The sequence below is a fragment of the Dyadobacter pollutisoli genome, from assembly GCF_026625565.1.
GTDB lineage: Bacteria > Bacteroidota > Bacteroidia > Cytophagales > Spirosomataceae > Dyadobacter > Dyadobacter pollutisoli.
Genome location: NZ_CP112998.1, coordinates 5,576,714 through 5,592,959, shown reverse-complemented (window position 1 = coordinate 5,592,959; position 16,246 = coordinate 5,576,714). Strand labels below are relative to the sequence as shown.

The following is a 16,246-nucleotide window of genomic DNA, read 5'->3' as shown; positions in this document are numbered from 1 at the left end:
TGCCAAGTCTCGCTTGTTAAAACCAGCGGCTCACACTTAATGAAATCAGGTAGTCAGCAAAAGCTGCGTCGCCCTGCGTCTTGCCGGTAACATCCAGTTTATCAGCATAGCTTTTAGTACGGTTACGGTATAATGCAACCGGAACGCTAGCCGAAGCTGAAAATTTGTTCTTAATGTAAGAAATCCCAGGTTCTCCCGAAATCACGTACCCCGGACGACGGAAACCTTTGCTGCCGCCAATCAGGTCATCAGAAGGTACACCTTCTGCACGGCCACCCAGCATCACGGATATTCCGCTGTGTCCCAATGCGTAACTAACGCCGAGCCTGCCTGCAAACTGATCTGCCACACTGAAATAACCTGTGTTTGGATCGATGGTAGTAGCTTGTGGATTACGGTTCACCTTGTTAGTCTCCCGTGGATTGGAAAGGTAAAATCCATTGAAATACAATGCTACTTTGTGGCTGAAAGAAAGATAGCCCTGTGTTTCCAGGAATGCGCCGACGCCGCCATCACCGAGCTGAATGGACTGATCTACCGGTTTTACAACAGTGTAATCGTTGCCTTCTTTATCCAGCTTGTGAAAATTACCTTCCACGCTACGATCTCCGGTAGGCAGCTTAATTCCGCCACCGATTGAAATATTGAACTTTGGCATTTTCAAAGGATCGCGCAGCCAGTAGCTGGTCGATATTCTCAGATCACCAATTCCTTTTGACTTTGTGTGGAAGCGTTTCTGCTCAGGATTTGCAGTAATCCCATTACCGTAATGCTCGTATAGAGATGAACGGTCATTGTGCTGAATAGGCAGATTGACCGAAATAGACCAGCGCATGTTGGGCTGATAAGTTGCACCCAAGTCCAATGCGTGTGAAACGTTGATTACCTCCGTACCATTCTCAACGCGCTCGCTTTCTTCATGGTCGCCACGGAAATGGCGGAATGACCGGAAAAAACGATAGCCTGCATTGACCTGAAATTTACCGTTTTGTTGTTTGAAAAAATCGGCAGAAGTCGCGCCGGGGCTGCATGCGCTCATACCTCGGATAGCTACGCATCCCTGAGCGAACAGGTTGGTTGTCGGTTGAGCACTTAGCAGGCAAAGAACCAGTAAGAGTGTATATATTTTTTTCATTGGGATCTTAATATTTTCAGTTATAAATAAATACAATGGTCTGATCTATAATGAAATAGATTTCCATTGGAAAGGGGATTAACAGAAAAAATTAAGCAAGATCCGGTGGCGGTACAATCGTAGAGAGGGGAGGTGCGCTGGCAAAACCGGCACAATATGGAAAGTCGATAGAAAGTTCGGTAATGTAAATGTCGGGATGTAGCTCTGCCTTCGGAGAAAAAGGTAGGTAAGATTTGAGTAGCTCGCTCAGTAGTTTTACTGCCCTGTCCGATGCAGATTGGCTTTTCTGCTTCTGATCGGTGAGATGGTTCATGTTTTGCGCCAGCTCAAAGAATCGTTCTCTTGCAGAGGCATTGGGCTGTAATGTTACATACAGCGTATCATTTTCAATCTTCTGGTGGGTCACATTATAAAACTCGCCATTTTTCCTGATCAGACCGGGAGCACCTTGTTCATTTTCCCATGAACTGGTGTAGGGTAAGGAAGGTACAGCGACAGCTAAGATTTCCGGAACGGGGTTATAATGGGTAACCGAAGCACTCTCGAATTGCCTGTCAAAGCATAAAACAGCCACGGCTAGTCCAAACGTGTTGTACAGCAGTAAACCGAGAAGCGCTATGGGTATAAGTCTTTTCAAATAGTGTAAAATTTTCCAAAAATAATATAATTTATGTAAATGTTGTTCACTATAAATTAATTTTTGAGTGAATATCGGTTACATATAAGATATTTTGAATACTCCTTAAAACCGTATATTTGGGTCGGAATTCGCCCTCTTTCGCTTTATGCTTTTAGAAAACTTCTACAAGTTATTTTTTTCCTGGATTGATGCCAAATTAACGGATAAAAACTGGATCTGGAAACTCACATTTGTTTCTGTTTTCGTTTCCCTATTCCTCGCTTTTCCTCCCTATTCGCTTCTGGTGGATCATTTGAGCGTTTATGGAAGCAAATTGGACGCCTGGGTTTTTGTACAAAATCAGGCTCAGGACCTTTTCCATCCCAAAGATATGGCGTATGACGTTCGGCGCGAAAATATGATTTTTCGCTGGACACTTCCGCTACTCTCATTGCTGACGAACCACAATGTAGTTCTGATCCTGGTGTTGCAGGGTATACTAGGTATTTTATTCCTCAAAAAGGCTGGCGATTACATTTTTGCAGTTTCCGGCGACAAGGTTCTGACGGCTTTATTTGTCATGTCGCTCGCGAATATATTTGTAAGCGTATGGGCATTCGCGGACGTGCATGGCTATGGCGACGAATTTGCCTATTTCTTTTTACTCATCGCATTGCTGAGCCGCAATCCTGTTGTCATATTTCTTTCGGTGCAATTTGCATTTTTTACGGATGAGCGTGCGGTTGTGGCCGGAGGTTATTTATTGCTTTGGTGGATTGTGACGAAAGCCTATGAAAAGGACGATTTCAGCCTTGCAGGTATGTTTAAGGCGGCATTTACAGGAGAAAGCGCGGTGGTCTGGGCGGCTTGGATCGTTTATTTTGGTATCCGCGAATACGTGCAGCAGAAGTACTTTCCGGACCACAGTTACTCCACCATAGGAACACCGGTGTTGCTCGCCGATGCACATCGTAACGGTCTGGGTAGCAGCATTTGGGGTGCTTTTGAAGGAACCTGGCTCATCATGGGGGCGGCATTGCTGAGCCTGTGGCTTACCAAACGTTACCTCCTTATTCTGGCATTGGCAATTGGTTTTGCCGTCCTGCTCGCCACAGGAATCTTCGTGCATGACATTGACCGCGCGCTGTCTTATGGCTTTCCGTTCATTTTATTAGGAGCATTCATTTTGTTAAAAACGGCCTCATGTCGCTCTGTCAGGCTTATTTTCTTCTTTTCAACGATCATTTGCGTTTGTCATCCGCAGGTCTTTTACATGGGATATAACAAAATTTTATGGCTTGAACCGCTGCCTGTAAAAGGGCTGATGTATCTCGACAAAGTGATGTCCTGGAATTTTTTCAATTAAATACTAAAATGAAAACTTTCATTTTTTCTTGAAAATTCAATATTATATTTAGCGGTTACATTATATATTTATAGTCTTTCCTTTTCAAGTGATTGATGAAAGATAATTGATAGCCACCTGAGGATAATCGGTTTTTTTATGTAAATGGTATTTTTGTATTTTCAAGAAAAAATCGCTGAACTTGGCCCTAACATTGAAATTTTCTTATGCCACTATTAGTTGAACTAGATACTTTCAACACTGATTCCGGTAATCTTACAGTTTTTGAAAAGATTATCCCCGGTACTATAAAACGTGTTTTTTATATCTATGGAGCTGGTGAAACGCAGCGCGGCGGGCATAGACATCACAAAACCTGGAACGCTTTAATTTGTATCCACGGAAGCTGCCGTATATACTCCAATGATGGGGAAAAAGAAGAGTACTTCATGCTGGATAATCCGGTTTCCTGCCTGATACTTGAACCAAAAGACTGGCATGTGATGGACTCTTTTTCAGAAGATGCTATTCTCCTTGTACTTTCAAATGAATATTACGACAGAGCCGACTATATCGACGAACCTTACCTTTTGAACCAGATTTTATCCCAATGATCCCTTTCCTGGATTTAAATCAGGTCAACGCTCCTTATCTCAAAGCCGTTGAGGAAGCCTGTACGCGTGTAATCCGGTCGGGCTGGTATATTCTGGGGAATGAATTAAAAGCTTTTGAAAATGCATTTGCAGCATATTGTGGCGCCGAACATTGCGTAGGCGTAGCCAATGGGCTTGATGCGATCACACTGATATTGAAGGCTTATGAATTTGAGGGAGGAAGTGAAGTGATCGTTCCCGCCAATACTTATATTGCATCAGTATTGCCCGTCAGTTACCTTCATTTGAAGCCTGTATTCGTCGAGCCTGACCCGTATACAATGCTGATTGACCCGGATTTGATCGAAGAAAGTATCACTGAAAGAACAAAGGCGATCACTGCGGTGGACCTTTACGGCAGAAGTTGCGAAATGGATGCCATCATGCAACTCGCGTCAAAATATGATTTGAAGGTAATAACAGACGCAGCACAAGGACACGGGGCTATTTATAATAGCAAAAAAGCAGGGAGCATCGCCGATGCAACCGCATTCAGTTTTTATCCTACCAAAAATCTGGGTGCCTTCGGTGACGCTGGTGCCGTGACGACCAACGACGCGGAATTGGCCGAAAAGATCAGAAATTTGAGAAATTATGGCTCTGTCGTGCGTTATAAGAATGACTATCAGGGTGTCAATAGTCGTTTGGACGAAATGCAGGCGGCGATATTGAATGTAAAGCTGCCGTTTCTCGACATGGAGAACAAACGGAGAAGGGAAATTGCAAACCGATATTTAACCGAAATAAAAGTAAAGGAGTTGGTATTGCCACCGAATGACAGGATTAACGAAGACGCGTGGCATTTGTTTGTAATCCGCCACCCCCGACGCGCTGACCTGACCACATACCTCGAATCAAAAGGCGTGCAAACGAATGTTCATTATCCTTTGCCCATTCATAAACAGCAGGCTTACCAGGAATTTGGCCATCTGGAATTGCCAATTACTGAGCAAATACACCGGGAAGTGGTTAGCTTACCACTGAATCCTGTCCTGAGCGACGACGAAATTTCCTACATCATCCATACGGTTAATCAATTCGATTATCAGACATGAAGTTATCTGTAATTATCCCGGTCTACAACAGTGAAAAGACCATCACGCCTCTGGTTGAAAAGTTACAGACAACTTTATCTGCGATTGAATTTGAAATTGTAATGGTCAATGATGCCAGCCGGGATGATTCGGAACAGGTTTGCAGGCATTTGGCGCAGATGTATGCCAATGTCCGGTTTATCTCATTGCGGAGGAATTACGGAGAGTTTAATGCAGTTATGTGCGGGCTGAACTGGTCTTATGGTGAGTATTGTGTCATGATCGATGATGATTTCCAAAATCCGCCGGAAGAAATTCTTAAACTGATCGACACAGCAGAAAAAGGAGATTTTGATGTTGTGTACACATATTATGCGAAGAAACAGCATTCAGTTGGCCGGAATTTGGGCAGCCGCTTCGTCAATTGGCTGACAAGTTACCTGCTGAATAAACCCAAAGACCTTTACCTGTCCAGCTTCAAGCTGATCAGAAAGGAAGTGGTACAGGAGGTAATTAAATACCAGGGGCCTTACCCATACATTGACGGGCTTATTTTCAGGATTACACGTAACATCGGGACGGTTCAGGTGGAGCATTTGAAAAGAGAAGAAGGAATTTCGAACTATACCTGGCAAAAACTGATCTCTTTGTTTCTGAATATATTATTTTGCTACTCCTCATTACCGATCCGGCTATTTATGCCAATTGGTCTCGGCTTGTTCGGCTTGGGTTTTTTATTACTTCTGTTCCTGACGATCCAATGGGTAACAGGGCCAGATCCAAAGGGCTGGCAGGTTGTAACGGCGACAATTATCTTTATCGGAGGTATTCAATGTACACTTTTGAGTGTTTTAGGCGAGTATATTGGTAAAAGTTTCATGGCGCAAAGTGGGCAGCCGCAATATGTGATCAAGTTTAACAGTGGGAAGGTTCTATGATCGCAAACAGGATGGAGTACCAGCGGATGTACGAAACAGAGCAGAAACTCTGGTGGTACCTGGTGCTTCATGACAAGGTTTTGAAACAGATCAGGAGACATTTCAATGCGGATAACCGGGAGGTAAGGATACTGGATGCGGCCTGCGGGACTGGCGGACTTTTGTCCTTTTTGAATGGACACGGTTATGGAAATCTCTTCGGTTTTGATTATTCACAGCATGCCATTGATTTTTCGGCTGAGCGGGGATTGCTGGTTGGGTTTGGTGATTTAAAAAATGTAGCAGCATTCCGGCCCGGTGAGACATTTGACATCATATGCTGTAATGATGCATTGTATTTTTTGACAGACGAAGAAATTATAAGAGCGCTGAATACTTTCAGGCAAAGACTTAACCCGAATGGTTTGCTGATCATCAATATTCATGCGTTTGAAGCTTTTTCGGGCACACATGATCTGGCAGTTGGCAGTTCGAGAAGATTTGAATTGAGGCAATTTGTAGACTTTTCCAGGGCTGCGGGGCTGAAAATCAGTTATAGCACCTATTGGCCTTTCGCGCTGTCGCTGCCGATATTATTAGTGCGGCAATGGCAGAAATATCAGATCCGGCACCAGAAAGTACAGGCTCACGAGGTGGATTCTGATGTGAAATTCCCCGGCGAGACCATTAATAGAATCCTGAAAGGAATTACCAAGGCAGAATCGTGGCTCTTTCGCAAAGCTCCCTTCGGAAGTTCATTGTTTATGACAATGAAACAGGTCTAGCGTCTGAAATTCAATGCCTTTATTTCATTTTTTGGAAAATCCGGAGCTGTTGACCTGGTCAAATAGTTCTTTCGCCTTACTAATCCCGCTTTCACCATTAATCGCAAAGTACCAGAATGCTTCGAGGTCGCCGCGATGCATTGATTGATTCATATCTCCACTTTGCGACTTGTGAGCTGCTTTTACCCAGTCGGCCACGATCATGTAGCTGTGTTTTTTGTCTTCTCCAAAACCATAAGTACGATCAAATTCAAACACCGGTGCATTGGGAAGGATTGCGGTCTCGGGGTAACCGTCCAGTTGTGAAAATTTGAATGTATAACCCTTGGCCTGTGATTGTCCACCTAAAACGACCGGTTTTTTGGTACCTTTAAAACGCTGAACTGCACGAATGGCGCTGATTGACGCAGTTTTATGATGTGCGTGCTGACCTTCGCCCGGTACCAGACAGAACACAAAATCGTAGTTTCCTTTCGCCAGTATCTGATCCAGGCGACGCTCCACATAGTTGATATCCCAGTTTTTGCCTAGCAAATAGGGCTTTTCGTCCCGGTTGTAGTAGTCGTCCAGTTGGTCAAAGAAAAAGAAATTACCAATTCCCAGGATTTCGCCGGAAGCCATCAATTCCTTCTTCCGTATCAAAGGCAAATGCTTTCTTCCGGTAACGGAATCGACAAGGTTCATGCCGTAATAACTTGATGCTACCAGTCCATTGTACCCGCCTGATGCGTCGGTAATGAGTGCAAGATCGGCTGAGCCTTTCAATTCGTGCGTGATTTTGAAAATAGTCACGGGGAACATGGTTTCGTCGTCGGGATGCGCCGTCACGATCAGTACTCTGGGGCTTTGGGCAAATGCGCCGAATGTAAGCAGCGAAAAAAATAGCAGATAAAATTTCTTCATGCGGACGATTTCTGGAAGTAAGGTGTTATAAAGTTACTAAATCCTGCTGCCAAATCAAGGCACGGGAATTTCGGTCAGGTAAACATCAACAAATTGTATTTCAATCATATTAATATGGATTTACAGCTTAAAGGAAAGTCAGCGTTTATTAGCGGTTCAACTCAGGGCATCGGATTTGCGATTGCTGAGAGTTTATTGAAGGAAGGTGCGAAAGTGGTTGTCAACGGAAGATCGGATGACAGAGTAGCCGAAGCAGTCGCAAAACTGAGTGAGTCATTTCCCGATGGCGATATATCAGGGGTTGCAGCTGATTTTTCAAAGGCAGATGAAGTGAATGCTTTGCTGAAAAAACTGCCACAGGTGGATATCCTTGTCAATAATGCAGGAATATTTGAACCTAAACCATTTACAGAAATTACAGATGAAGATTGGTTCAGGTTTTTTGAAGTGAATGTAATGAGCGGCGTGCGTTTGTCGCGGCACTATTTTCCGGGAATGATTGAAAGAAACTGGGGCCGCATTATTTTTATTTCCAGCGAATCGGCGGTGAATATTCCTGAGGAAATGATCCATTATGGAACCACCAAAACGGCCCAGCTGGCCGTTAGCAGAGGTTTGTCGGAGTTGACCAAAGGGACTCATGTGACTGTAAATTCGGTTTTGCCCGGACCTACAAAGTCAGAGGGCGTTCAGGAATTCGTGCGTCAGTTGGGTGAAGCTACGCAGGTAAGTGCCGAAGAAGCGGAAAAGGATTTCTTTAAAACTGCCAGACCGACGTCACTTCTTCAACGTTTTGCGTCGGTGGAAGAAATTGCGAACCTGGTCACTTACGTTGCCAGCCCGCTTTCATCAGGTACCAATGGTTCGGCGCTCAAAGTGGATGGCGGCGTTGCGAAATTCATTTTGTAGTTAGAATCGAATGGTGTAGCAAGTGAAATTTAATATCCGATTCTGGAACAATCGTTCTGAAATAATTGTCTGATAATCATGGCACGTAACAAAGCATTTGAACCAGAAGAAAAGTTGGAGAAGGCAAGAGACCTTTTCTGGCAGAAAGGGTATAACGCTACTTCCATGCAGGATCTCGTCGAAACGATGGAGCTGAACAGGGGCAGCATTTACGATACCTATGGAGATAAGCACACTTTGTTTTTGCAATGTCTGAGAAGTTATACGGATAGTACTTTTGAGGATTATCAAAGGACGGTAGAGGAGGCAAAGTCGCCGATCAAGGCTGTGGAAAAAATTATCAAAAGGGCTGCGCTACGGACCATTGCAGAAGGGAAAACATGCATGGGAGTCAAATCCGCGTTTGAACTGGCTTCGGTTGATGAAGAGGTACATGCCATATTAAAAGAAAATACCACAAACATGGTAGCTGTCCTGAAAGAGCTGCTAAAAAAAGCGCAGAAGGCAGGAGAGATCAATAGCAAGCGCGATCCGGCAATGTTGGCTAATTTTATCGTTTCCAATTTTACGGGTTTCTGGCAGTCTTACCTGGTTTATGGTGACCCGGAACTGTTGCAGCAACAAGCCGAGTTTTTGGTTAAATCAATAAAAAAATAAGTTTATTCAATTATAGAATGATCATTCTGTAGTTGGTAATGATCACGGATATGTCAGGGTTAATTAGAGAAAATATAAAAACATCGGGTATAGTAAAAATCTACAAACAAGGAACTCCGTCGGTACTCGGTTATGAAAAAGAGACGATCAGCGAGCCAGGCCCGGGGCAGGTAAAAATACGGCAAGAGGCTGTGGGGCTGAATTTTGTAGATACATATTTCAGAGACGGTAAATTTCCCGTCAAGTCATTTCCATATGTGCCTGGGGTAGAGGCTGCTGGTGTTATTGAGGAGGTAGGGCCGTGGGTGACGGAATTTAGGACCGGCGACCGTGTAGGGTACCATTTTATTCCGGGAGCTTATGCGGAGGAACGGATCGTGTCGACCAATCAATTGATCCACATACCGGACGATGTGACGCTGGAAGAGGCTGCGGCTGTTATGGTAAAAGGCTTCACGGCAAGAATGCTGATTAAATCCATTCATTCTGTTTCCGAAGGAGATATAATCCTCGTACATGCGGCCGCAGGCGGCGTAGGCTCGCTCGTTACCAAATGGGCGAAGGCGCTGGGTGCAACCGTGATCGGTACGGTAGGCTCGGAGGAGAAAAAGGAGATAGCGATTGAAAATGGCGTTGATCACGTATTTCTGGCGGAGTGTGACGGATTTGTAAACTCAGTCAATGACATTACCGGAGGGAGAGGCGTGGACGTGGTTTACGACGGTGTAGGCAGAGACACATTCACACATTCGATCGACCTGATCCGCAAAGGCGGGAAGATTGTGCTTTATGGCTCATCCTCAGGCCAGCCCGAAAACATTGACCATACCGCATTAAGAAGGAAGTCCATAACCCTGGTAACTCCGGCATTAAGTGCTTATATTCCGGATTACGAAACACTGCAACTCTTCGCGGAAGATACTTTTGCTGCCGTTCGGGAAGGAATTTTTGGAAAGCTGGCGATTACCCGTTATCCATTGTCACGGGCAAATCAAGCACAGGCAGATTTGGAAGCGAGAAAAACGACAGGTTCCGTAATTTTGATCCCTTAGCATTTCTGAGCGCCAAATTTCCTATTATGTCCAAAATACTGATCCAGTTTGCACATCCCACATTAAGCAGATCCAATGTTCAGAGAACTTTGGAAACGCATTGCCGGAATGTCAAAGGAGTCACTTTTAATGATCTGTACGAGCATTATCCTGATCTTTATATAGATGTAAAACGTGAGCAACAGCTTCTTTTACAGCATGATGTCATTATTTTTCAGCATCCGTTTTACTGGTACAGCAGTCCGCCTATTTTGAAACAATGGCAGGACCTGGTACTGGAATACAACTGGGCTTATGGCCCTGAAGGCGATGCATTGGCCGGAAAGAAGATCTTCAATGCATTGTCGTGTGGTGGTGGAAAAGAGGCATACAAAGAGACGGGCTATAACCGTTTTCCGGTGAACCAGTTTCTGCTTCCTTTTAACCAGACGGCCCATTTGTGCAAAATGGAGTATCTGCCCCCGTTTGTCGTCCACGAGACTTATACCGTCAGCGAGGCAGAACTTGAATCTTACGGACAGCAATATGCTTCGATCCTGAATGCGTTTGTAAAAGATGAAATCGGCTCGCATCATTACCAGCACGTTGAATATCTGAACGAACTTTATAAATAATTCCCTGCCTTTCTGATGCAACAAACTGTATTTTTTCAAGCCATGATCTATCTGGCTGCGGCCGTAATCATGGTTCCCATTGCCAAACGATTGGGATTGGGTTCTGTACTGGGGTACCTCGTCGCAGGAATTGCTATTGGCCCCGCCGGTCTTAAATTCATAGGGCTGGAAGGGCAGGACATTATGCATTTCGCTGAATTTGGGGTGGTAATGATGCTTTTTGTCATCGGGCTCGAACTGGAACCTTCCCGCTTGTGGCGCATGCGCAAAAGTATTGCCGGATTGGGCGGCTTGCAGGTGAGTGTTACCAGTGTGGTTGTAGCTGGCTTGGCCATGGCTTTTCAGTTAGGCTGGAAAGAATCATTGGCGCTCGGAATGATCACGGCCATGTCTTCCACGGCCATTGTCATGCAGACATTGAATGAAAAAGGCTGGCTGAAAACGGTCGCCGGGCAAAGCTCCTTTGCGGTACTGCTGTTTCAAGACCTTGCTATTATCCCAATGCTCGCATTGTTCCCGCTACTGGCCGATCATCCGGCCGTACAGGAAACCCATGGAACCGGCTCAGTTGTGAGTGCATTTCCTGCGTGGCAACAGGCAATTATTGTTCTTTTATCGGTTGCCATCGTGGTAATTACCGGTAAATATCTGCTGCGTCCAGTATTCAGGCTGATGGCGCGGACGGGAATGCGCGAAATGTTCACGGCTACCGCATTGCTCTTGGTTGTCGGTATCGCTGTTTTGATGACTTCCGTGGGGTTAAGCCCGGCATTGGGGGCGTTTGTTGCAGGAGTTGTTTTAGCGAACAGCGAGTACCGTCATGAGCTGGAAAGTTCCATTGATCCATTCAAAGGCCTGCTGCTCGGACTGTTTTTCATATCAGTAGGTTCGTCTATCGATTTTCAACTCATTGTTTCAAAGCCATTTTTAATCATTGGTTTGGTAGTCGGAGTGATGAGTTTTAAGATGGTAATCCTTTTTGTTTTAGGTAAAATATTCAAAGTCAGGAATGCGCAAAATTTTATATTTAGCATAGGTCTGAGCCAGATTGGGGAATTTGCTTTTGTACTGCTCAGTTTCTCAGCGCAGCAAGGCGTATTGACCAAAGACATTACCGATACCATGATGGCCGTGGTCGCTATCAGTATGGCACTGACGCCGCTGGTCATGATGATCAACGAAAAGCTGATCCTTCCCAGATTGTGCACCGTTGGTTCGAATATTGAAGTTCATAAGGCGAGTGACATTGAAGAGCAAGATAATCCGGTCATTATTGCCGGTTACGGACACTTTGGGAATACCATTGGCAGGTTTTTGAGGGCTAATAATGTGGAGGCTACGGTACTCGACAACGATAGTGACAATGTTGACTTCCTGAGGCGTATGGGTTTGAAAGTCTATTACGGTGACGCGACCCGCTACGAGTTGCTGGACATTGCCGGAGCAGGTAAGGCGCAAATGATCATCATTGCGATCAGTGACGAAGAAAAGCGTCTTGAATTGATTGAAACGGTCAAAAAGCATTTTCCAAACCTGCATATGCTGGTGCGCTCCACGAACCGTAATGATGCTTACGACCTGATGAATGCGGGTATGATGCACATTTACCGTGAGACATTTGATACCAGTTTACGAGTTGGCACTGATGCTCTGAAACTACTAGGCTACCGTGCACATGAGGCTACCCGATCTGCAAAGACGTTCTTTATTCATGATGAAAGAACATTGAAACACCTTTCCAGCATTCGGAATGATGAAGAATATGTCAATGCGGCGAGACAGCACATTGAAGAATTGGAAATGATCATGCGTGCCGACCAGCAGGCTGTTAATTTACAATCGCTTGGCGGCTGGGACCGGAAAGCAGAGAACTCCGATTATCATACCACCTAGGCTGGCGAGGAGGCCGTAAATGAGTGGCGGGTATTCGGTTTTAATGGATACGCAAATCAGCCAGACGACGAGCCCTAGTACCATGGATATAATGCAGCCCTGCTCATTGGTTTGCTTCCAGTAAATTCCCGCAGCCAGCGGTACAAAAAGTGAAACAAGGCTAAATGCAGAGGATTCGGCCACGAGATCGAAGATGCTTTCGCGGGTGACTGCCAGGGTAATGCATACCACAGTGATGACGACAATACCAATGCGAATGATTTTTAATAGTTGTTCATCATTCAATTTCGGATTAAAGAACTTGAAGATATTCTCTCCCAAAACTACCGACGGCGCCATGATCGCGCTGCTGGTAGTACTCAGAATAGCAGAGACCAGGGCTCCGAAAAATATGATCTGAAGCGGCAGGTTCATATGCTGCAGCACCATGTTAGGAATGATCATCTGGCCATCTTTGTCCGACTCCGGGTAGAGGTGATGGCCGCATAACCCGATAAAAAGCGGAAGCAATGCCACGGTCAGGTACATGAGGGAGGAAAGTAAAGTCGCTTTTACCGATACCTCCGCTGATTTCGCAGACATAACCCTCTGAAAAACATCCTGCTGAGGAATGGAGCCGAGGCCTATGGTAATCCAGGCTGCGAAATATTCCACGGAGGCTTTGAAAGTAAAATCAGGGTAAAATCGGAAAAAGCCTTTGGGGGCGGCCTCAATAAGTGGTGTAAAACCGCCAACTTTTTCATACAAAACCGCCGATACCACGAGCAGGCCGATAATGATCATAACGGTTTGCACAAAATCGGTAATGGAAATAGACCACATACCGCCCCAGATAGTGTAAAAGATCACTACCAACGAACTCGACAGAATGCAATAGGTTAAAGACCAGCCTAGTACCACTTTTAAAACGATACCCATCGCCATTAGCTGAGCGGCGATCCAGCTGAAATAGGAAGGGATAATGAGAATGGCGGATATCAGTTCTGCATAGCGTCCGTAACGTATCCTGAAAAAATCGCAGAACGTAATGATATTCATTTTGTAAAACCGGCGGGCGAAGAAAAGCCCAACAAGCAAAAGACAAAGGGAAGCGCCAAAAGGGTCCTCTATGACGCCCAATAAGCCATTTTCGACAAATTCCGTCGGTGCGCCCATAATGGTTTCGGAGCCAAACCAGGTTGCAAAAGTAGCGGATGCAGCCAAAAGCAATGGGAGCCGTCTGCCGGCTAATACGAAGTCCTGGGTCGTGGAGATTCTTTTGGAGGCCCAAAGTCCTATCCCAAGATTGGCCAGCAAATAGGCGAAAATGGAAAATGCTAGCATCAGTAACTGGCTTTATATATTGTCAAGTCGTTTTTTTGATTCCTTTTGTAAAAAGCGGGTATAGATAGTGGCTCCTTTTTGATTCAAATGATGCGGATCAAATAAATGCTCCGGTTTGAAAAGGGCATTCAATTGTTGATCCTCCGGTAAGCGGATCAGATTTTGTTCCGGTAAGTAAGGCGCTACCTGTGACAGAATTAAAGATTCGGTTTTTGTCAGATTGTTCGGATAAAAGAGAATGACCTTTTTCCCAGCCTGGTTTGCCCGCGCGATCAATTCGTTAATTCTGGAAATATAATAAGTATTTGGCATCACAGGCTGATGTTTTGCCAACATTTGTTGCGTAGCGGCCTTATTATTTAGAATGCGGTCATTGATTTGAGAAAGTGCCAATGCAACTGGCTGATGACCATTATCGCTCAATTCAGGCTGGCCTTCAATGGGGTCGGAGACAGGGCTGATCATTTTTTTGATAGTTGTGATCTGCGGAACGATGGAAAACATCTGGAACAAAGTGGTATTGAGGCCTAGTAAAAAGCCACTCAACTTATCATGTGTGTCAATGTGAGAACTACGGGCCATCACATTCGCCCTGAAAGCCGCGTCCTGAAAGACCTGATCGGGCTTTAAAGCTACGGTGTTGTAATCCAATGCGCTTAATTCAATGTAAATTGTTTTGACCTCGGGATCATTTGAAATAAACTGATCCGCAATTTGAAACGAAACTTGTGGGGACAGGCTGAATATCCCAAAGTTGTAACTGCGCGTTTGCTGATGATTTAATGAATCAAAAATCGCGGGGTCAACCCCGTATAGCGTGCGGCTCGTTCCGATGAATACCACATTGGGTCTGAATGCTTTGCAAAGCTTTTTCCGGGCGTCAACATCTTGCCTGGGATCTGTATAAAATTGCGCAATGATCATGACTATCATCGTCTTGAAGACAATGATCAGCACGAGCCATTTTGTAATTTTCAGAATCATTTTCACCTGTCAGAATTGGATATAGTAAAAGTTGGCTACCGTAATCCTCCCGAATATCAGTACCAGCTGAACCAGCAGCAACATGGAAAGTCTTCGGCGGATCGTAGGCTTTTTTAGCAGATAGGATGCGATATCTTCCTTTTCGCCCATTTTGTAATTGAAAATATCCATGATTATAAATAACGCAATGGCTAAAAAAAAGCTGGGGGTAATCAATGAGGTTGCGCCGGATGTAAAACCAAACATACTGCTGTACAATTTCACCCCGCTGCTCAATTCCGCGGCACGGAACCAGCCCATGATCAATGTACCGGTGAGGAGCCTGATCACAACCCGCCAAACATAATGTACCTGTGAACCGATCGTGAAGCCGAGCGAAGAATAGAATTTTTGCCAGAATTGCTTCGTGCGCATTTCGAAATTAATGTAAGCCCATTGCAGAGAACCCCAGATCACAAATGACCAGCTGGGTCCGTGCCATAGTCCGGTGATAATGAAAGTGAGCAGCCGGTTAAATTCGAGGCGTTTGGTGTTGGTAACACCTTTGCTGATGTTGAAAAATATGTAATCACGGAACCAGGATGTGACCGTGATATTCCATGAAGTCCACGACTCTGTGCGCGACGGAGTGAAATAGTACCGATTTGAAAAGTTTTTGCTCAGCTTGATCCCCAGTAATCTGGCGGATCCCATTGCGATGTCGCAATACCCCGAAAAGTCGCAATACAGCTGTACCGAAAAAAGCAGAATGGCCAGTGTTACCGAAATACCCGTGTACTTTCCAGGCTCGTCAAATACCGGATTAGTGATGTCCGCGAACCTTGCTGCCAGCACTATTTTTTTGAACAATCCCCAGATGATGAAATAAATACCTGCTTTGATATTTTCCTCCTGATAGGCAGCCGGATTGCGGAGCTGAGGGATAAGTTGTCGTGCGCGTTCGAGCGGGCCTGCCAGCAATGTGGGGAAAAACCCAAGATACAGCGCCAGGTAGCCCAAGTGATTTTCTGGTTTGATATATCGCCGATGAACATCGGTGAGGTACCCGATGATCAGGAAAGTATAGTAAGAGATACCAATGGGGGCCAGCCAGTTGAGTGATACCGGCGACATTGAATTATTGATCGGGACCAGATATTTGAAAAAAAGAAGAGGAAGCAGGCAAATGACGATTGAAATGACGAGCAATGTCTTTCGCTGTTTTTTGGAATATGCCTGATTGCCCAGATACTTACCTGCCACATAACAAATCCCCACCAGGATAAGCCATACCGGCAGGTATTTACCGCTCCATCCAGCATTAAACAGTGTGCTGAGTATCAGTAGAAAGACCCATTTTTTTGCATCCGGGACTTTGTAATAAACCGGGACGATCAGGAATAGTAGAAGGAAGTACGAAAAATCGGTGAATTTGATCATCATG

16 protein-coding genes are annotated in these 16,246 nt (G+C 45.0%); 10 read left to right on the top strand and 6 right to left on the bottom strand.

The window, feature by feature from the left end:
• Positions 1–16 precede the first annotated feature (16 nt).
• Together ON006_RS22855 and ON006_RS22850 are read right to left on the bottom strand one after the other, a co-directional pair.
• Positions 17–1,135, bottom strand: coding sequence for a hypothetical protein (locus ON006_RS22855; RefSeq protein WP_244822350.1), 1,119 nt, complete (start codon positions 1,133–1,135; stop codon positions 17–19).
• A 91-nt stretch (positions 1,136–1,226) separates the two neighbouring features.
• Positions 1,227–1,772, bottom strand: coding sequence for a hypothetical protein (locus ON006_RS22850; RefSeq protein WP_244822349.1), 546 nt, complete (start codon positions 1,770–1,772; stop codon positions 1,227–1,229).
• A 148-nt stretch (positions 1,773–1,920) separates the two neighbouring features.
• Here ON006_RS22850 and ON006_RS22845 point away from each other — a divergent pair, with 148 nt between their 5' ends.
• The 5 genes from ON006_RS22845 to ON006_RS22825 all read left to right on the top strand — a co-directional run bounded on the left by ON006_RS22845 (position 1,921) and on the right by ON006_RS22825 (position 6,488).
• A complete protein-coding gene (locus tag ON006_RS22845) occupies positions 1,921–3,120 on the top strand; it encodes a hypothetical protein (protein WP_244822348.1) in 1,200 nt (399 codons plus the stop codon).
• A gap of 206 nt (positions 3,121–3,326) precedes the next feature.
• Positions 3,327–3,713: a sugar 3,4-ketoisomerase gene (locus ON006_RS22840; protein ID WP_244822347.1), complete on the top strand. Its 387-nt coding sequence runs from the start codon at positions 3,327–3,329 to the stop codon at positions 3,711–3,713.
• On the top strand, positions 3,710–4,807 hold the full coding sequence (locus tag ON006_RS22835) for a DegT/DnrJ/EryC1/StrS family aminotransferase (RefSeq protein WP_244822346.1): 1,098 nt from the start codon (positions 3,710–3,712) through the stop codon (positions 4,805–4,807). The genes ON006_RS22840 and ON006_RS22835 overlap by 4 nt, the downstream gene beginning before the upstream one ends.
• Positions 4,804–5,724 carry a glycosyltransferase family 2 protein gene (locus tag ON006_RS22830; RefSeq protein ID WP_244822345.1) on the top strand — a complete coding sequence of 307 codons (921 nt, stop codon included), beginning with the start codon at positions 4,804–4,806 and terminating at the stop codon, positions 5,722–5,724. The genes ON006_RS22835 and ON006_RS22830 overlap by 4 nt, the downstream gene beginning before the upstream one ends.
• On the top strand, positions 5,721–6,488 hold the full coding sequence (locus ON006_RS22825; RefSeq protein ID WP_244822344.1) for a class I SAM-dependent methyltransferase: 768 nt from the start codon (positions 5,721–5,723) through the stop codon (positions 6,486–6,488). Before ON006_RS22830 ends, ON006_RS22825 begins: the two co-directional genes overlap by 4 nt.
• A 24-nt stretch (positions 6,489–6,512) precedes the next feature.
• Here the strand turns inward: ON006_RS22825 and ON006_RS22820 are convergent, their stop codons facing one another.
• Positions 6,513–7,391: a PIG-L family deacetylase gene (locus ON006_RS22820; RefSeq protein WP_244822343.1), complete on the bottom strand. Its 879-nt coding sequence runs from the start codon at positions 7,389–7,391 to the stop codon at positions 6,513–6,515.
• A gap of 114 nt (positions 7,392–7,505) precedes the next feature.
• On the opposite strand from ON006_RS22820, the gene ON006_RS22815 reads away from it, so the two are divergent.
• The 5 genes from ON006_RS22815 to ON006_RS22795 all read left to right on the top strand — a co-directional run bounded on the left by ON006_RS22815 (position 7,506) and on the right by ON006_RS22795 (position 12,516).
• The gene (locus ON006_RS22815) at positions 7,506–8,300 is read left to right on the top strand and encodes an SDR family NAD(P)-dependent oxidoreductase (protein WP_244822342.1); all 795 of its coding nucleotides are present in this window, start codon (positions 7,506–7,508) and stop codon (positions 8,298–8,300) included.
• A gap of 78 nt (positions 8,301–8,378) precedes the next feature.
• Complete coding sequence (locus ON006_RS22810) at positions 8,379–8,957, top strand: TetR/AcrR family transcriptional regulator (RefSeq protein ID WP_244822341.1); 579 nt, start codon at positions 8,379–8,381, stop codon at positions 8,955–8,957.
• A gap of 50 nt (positions 8,958–9,007) precedes the next feature.
• On the top strand, positions 9,008–10,009 hold the full coding sequence (locus ON006_RS22805) for a quinone oxidoreductase family protein (RefSeq protein WP_244822340.1): 1,002 nt from the start codon (positions 9,008–9,010) through the stop codon (positions 10,007–10,009).
• A gap of 26 nt (positions 10,010–10,035) precedes the next feature.
• Positions 10,036–10,623 (top strand): NAD(P)H-dependent oxidoreductase, encoded by a 588-nt coding sequence (locus ON006_RS22800; RefSeq protein ID WP_244822339.1) that lies wholly within the window; start codon positions 10,036–10,038, stop codon positions 10,621–10,623.
• Positions 10,624–10,638: 15 nt separating this feature from the next.
• Complete coding sequence (locus ON006_RS22795; protein ID WP_244822338.1) at positions 10,639–12,516, top strand: monovalent cation:proton antiporter-2 (CPA2) family protein; 1,878 nt, start codon at positions 10,639–10,641, stop codon at positions 12,514–12,516.
• Here the strand turns inward: ON006_RS22795 and ON006_RS22790 are convergent.
• From ON006_RS22790 to ON006_RS22780, 3 genes are read right to left on the bottom strand one after another with little or no spacing between them, the layout of a single operon-like run.
• Positions 12,457–13,839, bottom strand: a complete 1,383-nt coding sequence (locus tag ON006_RS22790; protein WP_244822337.1) for a high affinity choline transporter 1 — start codon at positions 13,837–13,839, stop codon at positions 12,457–12,459. The two genes, ON006_RS22795 and ON006_RS22790, sit on opposite strands and share 60 nt — an antisense overlap.
• Before the next feature lie 12 nt (positions 13,840–13,851).
• Entirely contained in the window at positions 13,852–14,823 is a 972-nt protein-coding gene (locus ON006_RS22785) for a hypothetical protein (RefSeq protein ID WP_244822336.1), read from the bottom strand.
• 9 nt (positions 14,824–14,832) lie between these two features.
• Complete coding sequence (locus ON006_RS22780) at positions 14,833–16,245, bottom strand: MBOAT family O-acyltransferase (RefSeq protein WP_244822335.1); 1,413 nt, start codon at positions 16,243–16,245, stop codon at positions 14,833–14,835.
• Between the last annotated feature and the right edge of the window lies 1 nt (position 16,246).

Excerpts from the sequence above, each read along its gene's own strand:
- ON006_RS22795 (WP_244822338.1), top strand. The coding sequence starts at position 10,639 with ATGCAACAAACTGTATTTTTTCAAGCCATGATCTATCTGGCTGCGGCC.
- ON006_RS22820 (WP_244822343.1), bottom strand. The coding sequence starts at position 7,391 with ATGAAGAAATTTTATCTGCTATTTTTTTCGCTGCTTACATTCGGCGCA.
- ON006_RS22785 (WP_244822336.1), bottom strand. The coding sequence starts at position 14,823 with ATGATTCTGAAAATTACAAAATGGCTCGTGCTGATCATTGTCTTCAAG.
- ON006_RS22855 (WP_244822350.1), bottom strand. The coding sequence starts at position 1,135 with ATGAAAAAAATATATACACTCTTACTGGTTCTTTGCCTGCTAAGTGCT.
- ON006_RS22805 (WP_244822340.1), top strand. The coding sequence starts at position 9,008 with ATGTCAGGGTTAATTAGAGAAAATATAAAAACATCGGGTATAGTAAAA.
- ON006_RS22790 (WP_244822337.1), bottom strand. The coding sequence starts at position 13,839 with ATGCTAGCATTTTCCATTTTCGCCTATTTGCTGGCCAATCTTGGGATA.
- ON006_RS22845 (WP_244822348.1), top strand. The coding sequence starts at position 1,921 with ATGCTTTTAGAAAACTTCTACAAGTTATTTTTTTCCTGGATTGATGCC.
- ON006_RS22780 (WP_244822335.1), bottom strand. The coding sequence starts at position 16,245 with ATGATGATCAAATTCACCGATTTTTCGTACTTCCTTCTACTATTCCTG.
- ON006_RS22825 (WP_244822344.1), top strand. The coding sequence starts at position 5,721 with ATGATCGCAAACAGGATGGAGTACCAGCGGATGTACGAAACAGAGCAG.
- ON006_RS22800 (WP_244822339.1), top strand. The coding sequence starts at position 10,036 with ATGTCCAAAATACTGATCCAGTTTGCACATCCCACATTAAGCAGATCC.
- ON006_RS22840 (WP_244822347.1), top strand. The coding sequence starts at position 3,327 with ATGCCACTATTAGTTGAACTAGATACTTTCAACACTGATTCCGGTAAT.
- ON006_RS22830 (WP_244822345.1), top strand. The coding sequence starts at position 4,804 with ATGAAGTTATCTGTAATTATCCCGGTCTACAACAGTGAAAAGACCATC.
- ON006_RS22835 (WP_244822346.1), top strand. The coding sequence starts at position 3,710 with ATGATCCCTTTCCTGGATTTAAATCAGGTCAACGCTCCTTATCTCAAA.
- ON006_RS22815 (WP_244822342.1), top strand. The coding sequence starts at position 7,506 with ATGGATTTACAGCTTAAAGGAAAGTCAGCGTTTATTAGCGGTTCAACT.
- ON006_RS22810 (WP_244822341.1), top strand. The coding sequence starts at position 8,379 with ATGGCACGTAACAAAGCATTTGAACCAGAAGAAAAGTTGGAGAAGGCA.